The 11668-nt window shown below is 45.2% G+C and carries 11 protein-coding genes; all 11 read right to left on the reverse strand.

The annotated features are described in order from the left end of the window. Nucleotides 1–276: 276 nt before the first annotated feature. Entirely contained in the window at nt 277–594 is a 318-nt protein-coding gene (locus NYE29_RS31745; RefSeq protein WP_340899073.1) for an NAD(P)H-dependent oxidoreductase, read from the reverse strand. A gap of 201 nt (nt 595–795) precedes the next feature. After that, nucleotides 796–2724, reverse strand: a complete 1929-nt coding sequence (locus NYE29_RS31750) for an oxidoreductase (RefSeq protein WP_340899074.1) — start codon at nt 2722–2724, stop codon at nt 796–798. 92 nt (nt 2725–2816) lie between these two features. Next, entirely contained in the window at nt 2817–3626 is an 810-nt protein-coding gene (locus NYE29_RS31755) for a helix-turn-helix domain-containing protein (RefSeq protein WP_340899075.1), read from the reverse strand. 274 nt (nt 3627–3900) lie between these two features. Beyond that, on the reverse strand, nt 3901–4650 hold the full coding sequence (locus NYE29_RS31760; RefSeq protein WP_340899076.1) for a class I SAM-dependent methyltransferase: 750 nt from the start codon (nt 4648–4650) through the stop codon (nt 3901–3903). 7 nt (nt 4651–4657) lie between these two features. Continuing rightward, complete coding sequence (locus NYE29_RS31765) at nt 4658–5410, reverse strand: class I SAM-dependent methyltransferase (RefSeq protein WP_340899077.1); 753 nt, start codon at nt 5408–5410, stop codon at nt 4658–4660. Beyond that, nucleotides 5410–7101 carry a nickel ABC transporter substrate-binding protein gene (locus NYE29_RS31770; RefSeq protein WP_340899079.1) on the reverse strand — a complete coding sequence of 564 codons (1692 nt, stop codon included), beginning with the start codon at nt 7099–7101 and terminating at the stop codon, nt 5410–5412. Before NYE29_RS31770 ends, NYE29_RS31765 begins: the two co-directional genes overlap by 1 nt. 59 nt (nt 7102–7160) lie before the next feature. Next, nucleotides 7161–7958 (reverse strand): ATP-binding cassette domain-containing protein, encoded by a 798-nt coding sequence (locus NYE29_RS31775; protein WP_306080835.1) that lies wholly within the window; start codon nt 7956–7958, stop codon nt 7161–7163. A 48-nt stretch (nt 7959–8006) separates the two neighbouring features. Continuing rightward, nucleotides 8007–8789: an ABC transporter ATP-binding protein gene (locus NYE29_RS31780; protein WP_340899081.1), complete on the reverse strand. Its 783-nt coding sequence runs from the start codon at nt 8787–8789 to the stop codon at nt 8007–8009. Then, complete coding sequence (nikC, locus tag NYE29_RS31785) at nt 8786–9631, reverse strand: nickel transporter permease (protein ID WP_340899082.1); 846 nt, start codon at nt 9629–9631, stop codon at nt 8786–8788. The genes NYE29_RS31780 and nikC overlap by 4 nt, the downstream gene beginning before the upstream one ends. 23 nt (nt 9632–9654) lie before the next feature. Next, complete coding sequence (gene nikB, locus NYE29_RS31790; RefSeq protein WP_340899084.1) at nt 9655–10599, reverse strand: nickel ABC transporter permease; 945 nt, start codon at nt 10597–10599, stop codon at nt 9655–9657. Between the two features lie 591 nt (nt 10600–11190). Further along, nucleotides 11191–11643 (reverse strand): hypothetical protein, encoded by a 453-nt coding sequence (locus NYE29_RS31795; RefSeq protein WP_076112361.1) that lies wholly within the window; start codon nt 11641–11643, stop codon nt 11191–11193. Nucleotides 11644–11668: the final 25 nt, after the last annotated feature.

Genomic DNA, 11668 nt, shown 5'->3' on the forward strand with positions numbered 1-11668 from the left:
CAATCTTAGAGCGAATAGACTTGCGCTTAAACTTCAACGAACAGGGGCACTATCATTCAAAAAAACAGCGGCAGTCCAGGACTGCCGCTGTTTTAATTTTTCATTAGAATTATATTAGCTCATAGAATCGACAAATCTTTTTGGGTCAGCCTTGTTTTGCAAAAGAATCAAGGGATCCGGGTTTATGGATACCGATGCTTATTTTGCCTGTTTGATATTAATTTACGACCTTTTTTCGAAAAACTTAACAATATTTCTGCTGTAAATAGGCGAAGCTTACGCCAGTACCGCTTTTGCATACTCGCGGGCCGAGATTCCCATCATGCCATACTGAATAAATGGAGGCAACACTAATGTGCCGATCAGGTTGCCAGTTGCTTCGAGCGGCCGCAGGAGCTCCTCCACAGTGTATTTATTGCTCCCCTCAGCATGGTAGTTCTCCTTGGGAGCGCCCGTAGACACGGCAAACATAAGCTCCTTGCCGTGCAGCTTGTGAACGGTCACATCTGCGAGACCCTGCAATTCTTCAGTCCAGCGTTTGTTGACAACTGATTGCTCAAAATTCGGGTGCGTTATAATAACTAATGTTTTCATTGACCAAGTGGTGCACATGAAACACAGGGCTGACTCTCTCATCCATCCCAATAGACACAGGAATTGAAGATTCTTAAGATAGGCAGCATTAGTAATTAAATGGATATCATACATAAAAACAGTTTCGCCCTATATAAGATGAACTTGGAAATTTCAGAGTACAGGATCTCTCGCAACTGCGGTGAATGTTTGGACCATTGCTTATTTTATACTAATCCCCGCATCAAAACCCTCTCGAATCGCATGAAGAGCATTGCTTGTTTTTAGTGCCCCACCAACCACTACGACGTTATCGGAGACCGTTTTTAATTCATTCACCAACGTATTATTCGGCTTATAGCCAAGTGCTAGGACAACAGTATCTGCCTGAAGTATAAATCTCCCCTGACTATTTTCAACTTCAACTCCGTCATCCAATATTTCAACGACTTTAGTCTCTGTATATTGCTTAACTTCGTACTCATTTAATATTTTCGTCAGATTGAAGCGGTTCACACTGTCTAACTCCTTCATCAGTGTTGGGAACATTTCTACAACTGCGACTTCCTTCTCCTGTAGCGCCAAATGCGCAGCTGTTTCCGTTCCCACTTCGCCGCCGCCTGCAATCACAATTTTGTCTCCGGTAGGAACATTTCCAAGCAGCACATCTTCGGCAGCAAATACATGCGGTTTGTCAATGCCTTTAATTGGAGGAAGCATTGGAGTTCCACCCGTAGCTACAATAATAGTATCCGGCTGAATCTCTTGTAACAATTCTTTACTGACTTCAGTGTTCAAATGGATATCCACACCCAGCTTATCCAACTCATCAATGATCCAGGCTGTATAGGTCGTAAATTCTCCCTTGCTTGGCGGGTAGGCTGCCGATACAAATTGACCGCCCAAATATCCTTTTTGTTCATATAGGCTAACCTCATGGCCTTTGACCGCCGCTATTCTGGCTGCTTCCAAACCGCCGGGACCACCTCCAACTACCACAACAGTTTTCGGTGCGGAAACCGGAGTATAGTTTAACTCCCATTCCCTTCCTAACGACGGGTTAACCAGGCAAGCCAGGGGGCTGTCTGTATACAGCGCTCCAACACAGCCCTGTAAACACCCAATGCAGTAACGAATAGAGCTAAACTCTCCATTCTTTGCTTTGTTAGGCAAGGCAGGATCTGCCAATGAACCTCTTCCCATGCCAATAAAATCAGCTTTGCCCATCTCCAGGATACCTTCAGCCATGTACGGATCATTAATGCGGTTTACGGTAAACACAGGAATATCAACAATATTCTTGATCTCGGCGGCAAAATCTATCGTCCAGGCATGCGGAATATACATTGGGGCGACAGTTCCCTTATTGTGACTTCCATAAACGCCATTAGATACATGAAGAGCATCTACTCCCCATGCTTCAAACTGCTTTGCCAGTATTCTTGATTCCGAGATATCTCTGCCTCCCGGAACACCTTCATCTGCAGAAAAACGGATGGTTACAGGATAATCGCTTCCCACTTTTTGCCGAACGTTCTCAACTATTTCTTTTACGAATCTTAATCGGTTATCCAGACAACCGCCATATTTATCCGTTCTCTTATTGACATAAGTGGACATGAATTCTGCAATCAAATACCCGTGTCCTGCATGGATTTCCACTCCGTCAAACCCTGCTTTTTTTGCTCTCAACGCACAGTCTCCAAATTCCTCAACAATCTGCACAATTTCAGAAATAGTCAACTCGTGCGGAATCTCCCGATTCCAAGGACATGGAATGGCAGAAGGAGCAACAGGCTGAACGCCGCCGTTTACTGTACTATTGCTTTGTCTGCCCGCGTGATAAATTTGACAAAACACTTTACTGTCATATTGATGAATAGTGTCTGTAAGCTTCTTATGACCTTCGATCTGTTCGTCATTCCAAAGTCCTGCAATACATTTGTATCCCATTGCATGAGGATTAACAGCGTAATCCTCTGTAATAATCAGCCCCCATCCCCCTTTGGCTTTCTCTTCATGATAAGCAATGTACCTGTCTGTTGCAGTTCCATCTTGATTGCAGCAATTGGAGACCATTGCGGTGACTGCCAACCGGTTGGGAATTTCGCATTGATTGATTTTTTTAGGTGAGAACAAATGATTAAGCATGGTGAGCCCTCCAGAGTTTATATTACTTACAGATTGAATATAAACCCTATAGGTACTACAGGCTCAAGAACTTTGTTCAAAAATTCACTTACTTATTCAATCGGTAACCAAACTTTAATATATCGATGGTATCCGTCCGATTCATGAACACGGGCCAGAATATGTCCAATCACATTTCCAGCCAGCCGATACCCCTCTTTCCGAATAAATTCTAATGCGTTATCCAACAGTTTGAGTGAGAAGCTCCCCTTTTCACCTACACTGATAACAGTTGTAACACACAACGCATTCTCTATATATTTCACCTTATCACTAAGTGGAATATTAAACGCTTCAACATATTCTTTCTTAATAGAGAATCCCCATGCGTGGTCATTGGTAACATCTCTATTTATAATATCGTTCATTTGCATTTCAACTAAGATTTCAACAAATGGCAGATAATTTAACCATGCTTCCAAAACACCATGGAAATCATCTTTTTCTTCATAGCTGTAATTATATCGATGAAGCAAATAATAAGAATTTTGTTGTTCTGTAAAATGGAATGCCCCTAAATCATTTTTTATATTAAGTAAATCTCTTCCCAATTCTTCATTTTTCTTCATCAGTAAAGTATAGTGCTTCAATTTATGATTATAATCGATTTGCTTTTCTTCGATTCGCTTTGAGTATTGCTCCAAATTATCACAATGCATTATATTGTGAATTTCGGAAAGTGAATAGTCCAGACTTCTGTGACGTTTGCATTCTGTTAGGAAATTAATATCCCAGGGCTCGTATAAGCGATAGTTATTTTTATCGTCTTTATTAGGATGAACTATATTAAGTTTTTCATAATAACGCAGTGTCTCAACGGGGATATTTAAGATTTTAGAAACTTGACCGATTTTATAATCCATGGCGGTGACATCTCCTTTTTTAATAATTATAAATAATTAATGAAAGAGTAGACGTGATATTTTAGCCTTTAGTCACAAATTAATTTTCCACGGGTTCAATAATAACAGTATCATTTGTACAAAGATTGTTCCTTGTAACTTCAATGGACAACCCTCCAACTTGGACGTTGCCAAGATTGAGCTGAAAGCGAAAATTCCATACAAAAAGCAGCGACTCTCCTTTAGAGAATCGCTGCTTTTTTTCTCATTTCATTATTATTATAGCCGCTCATTATCATTTCTCGGCGCAAATCATGAACATCGGTGTTGAACAGTTCAATACTTGCTGCTTCTCATCCAGTACTTTGGCGTTCAGGTTCTCTTCTGTATATACAGCGGAGAACCCCTCTTCCTTGAGGGTCCGTACATCCCACTCCGGACGCCACTCTCTGGTCAGCGGCAATAAAAGGCTCAGACGGTCAGTCTCCTCGATGTCCTTGTGATGCGGAAGCTCACCAAACCCCCTGTCTATGTAGGCCTGCTGATCCTCGGCATGCTTCAGCTGCATCTCTTCGTCCCAAAGATGACGGTTCCAGTTGGCATCGAAAACCAGCAGCCTCCCCTCCGGCTTGAGTACTCTTCTCCATTCCTTGTACGCTGACTGCGGATCGGCAAGGCTCCAGGTGACATTGCGGCATACGATCAGATCGAAGCTCTCCGCTGCAAAGTCCAGCTTGTGTGAGTCCATCTTGCGGAAAGTAACGGTTACACCTTCCCGGTTAGTGTGTGCTCTCGCTTCTTCCAGCATATTGTCTGTGCAGTCGACCGCAGTGACCAGATGCCCGGCACTGGAGAGAATCACAGAGAAGAAGCCGGGGCCGCAGCCAATATCAAGAACATGCAGTCTATCCTTCTGCGGTGCATTCGCCAGGATAAGCTTCAGCCACGCTTCCCGCTGGAATCCGTTCAGTTCCCGCTGAATGCCTTCACTATACAGTTCTGCTTCACCTTCCCAATATGTTTCTACTTCCTGCTGGATACTCATGTATCATTCACTCCTTCTTGGCTATAATCATGAACCGGTTTACATTCTGGTAGCCGTATTTCAAATAATTCAGCGGCATCGCACGGGCAGGAATAAAGTTCCGCTGAACATCTATACTGCGGAATCCAGCCCGTATCAGCGCTTTCTCATCAGCCTCAGGCCGCAGTACATTAACAAACGGCAGCTCGCTTAGCATACTTTTATCCTGATTACTCCGTTGCCGGATTCTCTTCTCTGTAAGCAGAATCAGTGTCCAAGACAAGGCATACCATAGTCTGCGAAATACAGTCTTGCTCTCGTTATACAAATAATTACCGTCAAAAATAATCAGGGCCCCTCCAGGCTTCAGAATCCGGTACCACTCGGCATAAGCCTTCTGTGGATCGGGCAGCGTCCATACCACATCCCGGCAAACCACTGCATCAAAGCTGTCGTCCAGCTCAGCATGCAAATCCGCAGCATCACCGACATAAGCAGGAACTTTGTATCCAAAATGTTCAAAATTCTGTGAAGCTCTATCGATCATCCCCTGAGATGCATCAACGGCTGTAGGCAGATGTCCCATCTGCGATAAGAGGATGGAGAAAAAACCGGGCCCGGTTCCCACATCCAGCACCTTTTGCCGGGACTTGATTCCCAAGCCTTTAGTAAGCAGCTGCTTCCACAGGTTAATGGTTGTCTTGCTGCGGAATTGGGTCTGTATGACTTTGTCATAACTCTCCGAGCTTGAGGTCCAGTACTTCGAAATTTCTCTCAACATCATTCTCCACCTATATCAAGCTGATTCCAGAGGATTGGCGAGAAGGTGGTATACCCGGCTTTGAACCCTGTTACTCTCTTGTTCACTGCCATGATATCATCGGGGAAGTATATAGCAGCAAACATGGCCTCCTGGTACAGCTTGGTGAAAATAGAGTCATAAGCGCTCTGGCATTCCTGCAGACCGGTTGTACCTACGGCCGTGTCAATCAGTGATTCCAGTCCAGCATCTGACCAGACCACAGCAGGTGCTTCCTCAGTTTCATGGAACAGAGATAGGAGGAACGCATGCGGATTATATGCATCATCGTAGGTCCGGTACATGATCAGATCATAAGCTTTGGTTGTCCATAAGGCATCGTAATAGGCATTAGGCTCCAGAACCTGAAGATTCACAGCAATCCCAATCTCTTTGAGTTCGGACTGAATCAGCTCACTGATCGATTTCCATTCCGGAAATTCAGCCTGCTGCAGTACAAAGTTCAGCTCAAGCGGCGTACCAGCCTTCTCGACAATTCCATCTCCGTTTGAATCACTATAACCTGCATCCGCGAGAAGCTGTTTCGCTTCCTCCGGCTCGAAGCCGTACCAGGTATTATTGGAATCCGTCACATAAGGAACAGTCAGCGGGAACAACCCTTTAGCTTCACTGCCGATACCATCCATCAGATCATTGACGATACTTTTTTTGTTAATAGCCAAATTAATGGCTTTACGCACATTCAGATCTTGCAGAGCGGGTGTATTGTAGTTGAAGATCATGAAATGAGAGTTTGTTCCAGGTGCTTTTTGTAAAGTCAGTGACGAAGCCGCTTCAATGACCGGCACACTTTCCACCGGAATCTTACCCATTTGTCCGCCGGCAATGTCTATATCCCCGCTTTGCAGCGCCAGTACTCTGGACTGCGGGTCAGGAATGACCTTCAGAATGATTGTGGACAGCTTCGGCATTTCTCCCCAATAATAGGGATTTCTGACGAGTACGGCTTCCTGATCGGTTGTGAAGCTCTCGGCCATCCATGCCCCGGTTCCAATCGCTTTGATGAATTTGCCGGTAACATCCCCTGCAGGCTCCACCGCGGAAGGGCTGATCATCCGGACTGGTCTTGCAAAGGAAAGCTCCGTCAGGAAGGGATAATAAGCTTTGGTGAAGGTCATGGTAATCGTATGCTCATCCACAACATCAAGAGATTGCATCGCTGTAGCCACATTCAACGAATTGGCCGGATCTTTAATCCAGCGTTCGAAGGAGAATTTAACAGCTTCAGCATTAAACTCCGTACCATCTGAGAATTTGACTCCTTGGCGGAGATGGAATGTATATACTTTTCCATCTTCGGAAATATCCCAGGACTCCGCAAGAGCCGGCAGGATTTCGCCCTTTTCTCCATACTCCACCAAACCGTCATATATCATCGCATGCACATTCATCGAGCCATTATAGGCACCGGCGTCCAGTTGATCCATACCAGCATCAGCCGATATAGCAACAGTGATTACCTTGTCCTGAGCGTTGGCTGCTTGTGCGGCTTCATTATTGGCAGTGTTATTCGAACCGGCCGTTGGAGTGCTGCTATTGTTGTTGCTATTGTTGTTGCTGTTGCTGCAGCCTGATGTCACCATAATTACCGCAAGAAGCATTAAGAATAATATTTGTGTTAATAAGCTGTTTGTCTTTGAATTCGTTCTCATTCCCAGTACTTCCCTTCTCAATTTAACATCATCAGAACGGCTGTAGTGCCAAGCTCTGCTTAGACTTTCTTTCTTAACCTGGGGTCCTGTACTGGCACTGAAGACAGCAATGTTCGTGTATAAGGGTGGCTCCCTTGCTGCATGATATGCACACCCGATTGCTTCTCCACAATTCCCCCTTGATACATCACAGCCACACTGTCACACAAACGGCTTACAACGGACAAGTCATGTGTAATGAAAACATAGGATAACCCCAGCCCATGCTTCAACTCCTGCAGCAGATCCATCATTTGCTTCCGCAAGGTAACATCCAGACTCGAGAAGGGTTCATCACATACAATCAGCTCCGGACGCAGCGCGATCGCTCTGGCGATCCCAACCCTTTGCTGCTGACCGCCACTGAGTTCATGCGGATAGCGGCGGATATGCCGCTGTTCCAGACCCACAAGATCGAGTGTATCTGCTACCACTTCCCTGAGGTTTTCGGCCTTGCCCGCTCCGTAGTTTCGCAGCGGCTCGCCGATAATCTGCTCTACCGTAAACAAGGGGTTGAAGGAAGCTAGACTATTCTGAAACACCATCTGCATATTGCTGCGGATCATACGCATCTTGCTGTGGCTCCAATCCGTATAATCCGTGCTTCTGTACAGAACCCTTCCGGAGGACGGTTTCTCCAATCCCAGCAGAATTCTGGCCAAAGTGCTTTTACCACACCCGCTTTCACCCACGAGTCCCAGGCTTTCACCGGCCTCAAGACTGAGTGACAGATTGTTCACGGCTTGAACACTCTTGGCCTTATGCGTGAACCACCCCCTTTCCGCACTATACCTTTTGTTCAGGCTTACCGCTTCCAATAGCTTTATAGCTCCCACCTCCTTTGTGTTTATGTGTTATTACAGTTGTTATCTGCATTCCAAATACTTAGTATATGGATGCACTGGATTCGAAAAGAGTTCAAACACGTCTCCCGATTCCACGATCTTCCCGGACTTCATCACATATACATAATCTGCGAGCTCAGCTACAACGCCGAGGTCATGTGTGATCAGCAAGATGCCGACATGGTTCTCCCATCTAATTCTGTCCAGCTCTTTGAGAATCTGGGCTTGAATGGTTACATCCAGTGCTGTTGTAGGCTCATCTGCAATAAGCAGGCGTGCACCGGAGACCAGTGCGATGGCGATCATTACCCGCTGACACATGCCACCGCTGATCTGAAAAGGATATTTATTGAAAAGCCGCTCAGGTTCGGCCAAGCCTGCTTGCTGCATCTGCCTCAAGGCAAGCGCCTTAGCTTCTTTTCCCGATACCCGCTTGTGTAGCATAACCGTCTCCATAAGCTGCCTGCCAATAGTCAGCACCGGATTCAGCGCATTCATGGGATCTTGAAAGATAACAGCCATTTCTGTTCCCCGGAGCTTCCTTAACTGGCGGCTGGAGCACTCCAGAAGGTTGTTGCCTCCCAGCCGGATTTCTCCGCTCTCAATAATGCCTGGCGGGTCTACTAATCCTAAGATGGACATTGCCGTAACACTTTTGCCGCTGCCGCTCTCACCGACGAGTGCTACAATTTGCTGCGGCTTCACTTCGATGCTGACATCATCCACAGCCGTAACTTTTCGACTCCCTGTATGGAAGCTGGTACATAAATGACTGACTTTCAGCAGTGCAGGTCCTTCCATCATCTTCTGAATCCCCACTTCCCTATAGTACCGGAATCAGGCTCTGACCGGCGCAAGCCCTCCCCCAGCAGATTAAAGCCCAGGACAGCAAGCATTATTGCCAGTCCGGGGAACAGCATTAGCCGCGGCTGCGTCTGAATGTAGGCGCGGCTGTCGTTCAGCATAATCCCCCATTCCGGTGTTGGCGGCTGGGCTCCCAAACCCAGAAAAGACAAACCTGCAATCGAGAGCATAATTGTACCCACCTCCATAGAAGCAAGAACCAGAATGGGACGGGCAGCATTCAGCAGGATATGCCTGAGTACGATTTGCAGATGGGAAGTGCCTGACGCTTTGGCTGCCAGAATATATCCACTCTCCTTAATTTCAAGCACCATGCTGCGGATCACCCTGGCGTACCCCGTCCACCACACTGCGGCAAATGCGATTAACAGGTTCTTCATACTGGGTCCCAGCATGGCTGCAATAGCAAGGGATAGAATCAGGCTCGGAAAGGCAAGCAGGATATCGATGATCCGCATCATCAAGTGATCGATCTTTCCGCCAACGTAACCGGCAAGAAGACCAACCGGAATGCTGATCGCAAAAACAACGATCAGCACTATGAATGAATAATACAGGGATGTCCGGGTTCCATAGATCAACCGGGATAAGACGCAGCGTCCCAGATGATCGGTACCGAGCGGGTATTGCCAGGAAGGCATGCTCAATTTATGTTCCATGTGAATCTGCAGCGGATCGGAGGGTGACAGCCAGGGGGCGAAGAGTCCTATACAAATGAATAAGAGCACTATGCCCGCTCCCAACCGGGCTCCTGTTATTTTAAATGAACTAATACGAAACATGACAAGCGGCTCCTTCTACAGCTTCACCGCAGCCTGATCCGAGGATCCAGCAGCAGATGCAGCAGATCCACTGCCAGGTTAATCAGGACAACGACAACAGCCATCAATAATACATAACCCTGAATGACAATATAGTCCTTCCCAAAGATAGCCTCAACGGCATACTTGCCGATCCCCGGCCAGGAAAATATAGTTTCAACAATAACAGAGCCGCCCAGCAGCCCGGCTATGTTAACACCAAGGAGGGTAAGACTTGGAAGAAGCGCATTGCGAAGTGCATGACCTGTGATAATCCTCCATTCCTGCAGTCCCTTGGCTCTGGCTGCCGTGATGTACGGCTTGCCCAGAACGTTCAGCAGACTGGCACGAATCAAACGGATATAGACTCCTGCCATACCAAAGCCTAGTGTAAATGCAGGCAGAATTACACTGGCAGCCCCCTCCATTCCCGTAACAGGAAACAGTTTAAGCTTCACTGCACCATAATAAATCAGGAGCAGGCTAAGCCAATACCCTGGCATTGAAACACTGAGCAGTGCAACTACTCTGCCCAGTCGATCGGGCAGTCTCCCCGGATACAGCGCTGAGCCCACTCCAAGAGGCAGGGCAATAAGAATTGCAGCCAATAAGGAACAGGCGCTGAGCAGCATTGTGGCCGGGAAACGATTCATTAGCTCCGTGAACACGGGACGGCTGCTGCTGTAAGATATCCCTAAATCGAGATGGAGCACCCGGTACAACCAATGAAAGTATTGCATATGTATAGGACCGTCCAGACCAAGTATATGCCTGGTCGCTTCGATAGCTTCACGTGTAGGCTTAATGCCGTCAACACGCAGCATAATCTCCGCCGGATCACCTGGCGTTAAGTGCATCAGCGCAAAGGTAATGAAAGAGATGCCTAACAGCACGGGGATCATCTGCAGCAAACGCTGCAACAGATAACGTATGATGGCATTCAACTCCAAATTATTAATCGTAATAATTACGATTATATCACAAAAATTTTGAAATAGTAGTCTTTAAATTTTTTATTTCATGTTTATCCATAATAATTACGATTATGACAAGTCTACTAATTTGGTAAATCACCCGACTCCTGCCGAAGAAACGCCTGCTCTCCACGATTCATAAAATCAAAAGGGAACGAAATAAAAAAATAAGACCTATACCACTTTTTTTGTGGTATAGGTCTTTCCAACTTTTCTATTAAATGCTGTCATCATTCCAAATATCTATCAAAGAAATTATGATTATGATTGCTGGGACATTTTTGTGTAACAATAATCAGGTGGTATCTACTGAAACTAATCAAAAAGTGATTTTTAGTATTAATTAATTACTGGAAAGCTAAATTTGTAAATGCTTTATCTTAAATTTATTTAATGGAGAGATAGTTAATATGAACCACAACAAAGAGAATGTTTAAGCTTTGTACTTTTAGCTATTTTGATAATGATGTGGTTGGGTGATGACTTCCCGACTTATCTCCTGGCGACCGAGGCGGCTTGTCCGCCGGTGCGTGAAGACTTTGTTAGATGAAGTATTTTCCTTCTCGGTTAGCTTTCACTTTGAACTTTATTGTCTTTATTCTTGTTTCGAATTGACAAAAAACTGATCAAAAATATTATTTGAATCCCACCCACAATAATCGGAAGAAACAATTCCCACAATCCCCAATCCCAAGGAAAAGAAATAAACCCTCCAGTATTATCACTATAGCGAGCATACAAGATAAATCCTGATCCAGGTATTACAGAAAAAAGCGTCCATAAAAACAATGTTACAAATCCAAGTTTATTCGCTAAAGCACCATTTACTATCAATAATAGTAATAGAAAAAAATATGTAATTCCAATAAAAGTGTTAAATTCTTTCAAGGGACTACTGTCAAAAACGTTACTGAAAACAGTATAAATAGTAACTATTAAAATAGCACCAAAGTATCCTCTCAAAATATCTTTCCTTCCTTCCGTATTTTCGATAGATTTCAAAAAGTGTTTTATACTCATACATGTATTTCATCTAAAGTCTTAT

This window comes from Paenibacillus sp. FSL M7-1046, assembly GCF_038007405.1.
Lineage (GTDB): Bacteria > Bacillota > Bacilli > Paenibacillales > Paenibacillaceae > Paenibacillus_AQ.

What these genes read in the sequence shown, in the direction of transcription:
- NYE29_RS31745 (WP_340899073.1), bottom strand. Translation starts at nt 594, where the DNA reads ATGAAAACATTAGTTATTATAACGCACCCGAATTTTGAGCAATCAGTT.
- NYE29_RS31750 (WP_340899074.1), bottom strand. Translation starts at nt 2,724, where the DNA reads ATGCTTAATCATTTGTTCTCACCTAAAAAAATCAATCAATGCGAAATT.
- NYE29_RS31755 (WP_340899075.1), bottom strand. Translation starts at nt 3,626, where the DNA reads ATGGATTATAAAATCGGTCAAGTTTCTAAAATCTTAAATATCCCCGTT.
- NYE29_RS31760 (WP_340899076.1), bottom strand. Translation starts at nt 4,650, where the DNA reads ATGAGTATCCAGCAGGAAGTAGAAACATATTGGGAAGGTGAAGCAGAA.
- NYE29_RS31765 (WP_340899077.1), bottom strand. Translation starts at nt 5,410, where the DNA reads ATGTTGAGAGAAATTTCGAAGTACTGGACCTCAAGCTCGGAGAGTTAT.
- NYE29_RS31770 (WP_340899079.1), bottom strand. Translation starts at nt 7,101, where the DNA reads ATGAGAACGAATTCAAAGACAAACAGCTTATTAACACAAATATTATTC.
- NYE29_RS31780 (WP_340899081.1), bottom strand. Translation starts at nt 8,789, where the DNA reads ATGATGGAAGGACCTGCACTGCTGAAAGTCAGTCATTTATGTACCAGC.
- nikC (WP_340899082.1), bottom strand. Translation starts at nt 9,631, where the DNA reads ATGTTTCGTATTAGTTCATTTAAAATAACAGGAGCCCGGTTGGGAGCG.
- NYE29_RS31795 (WP_076112361.1), bottom strand. Translation starts at nt 11,643, where the DNA reads ATGAGTATAAAACACTTTTTGAAATCTATCGAAAATACGGAAGGAAGG.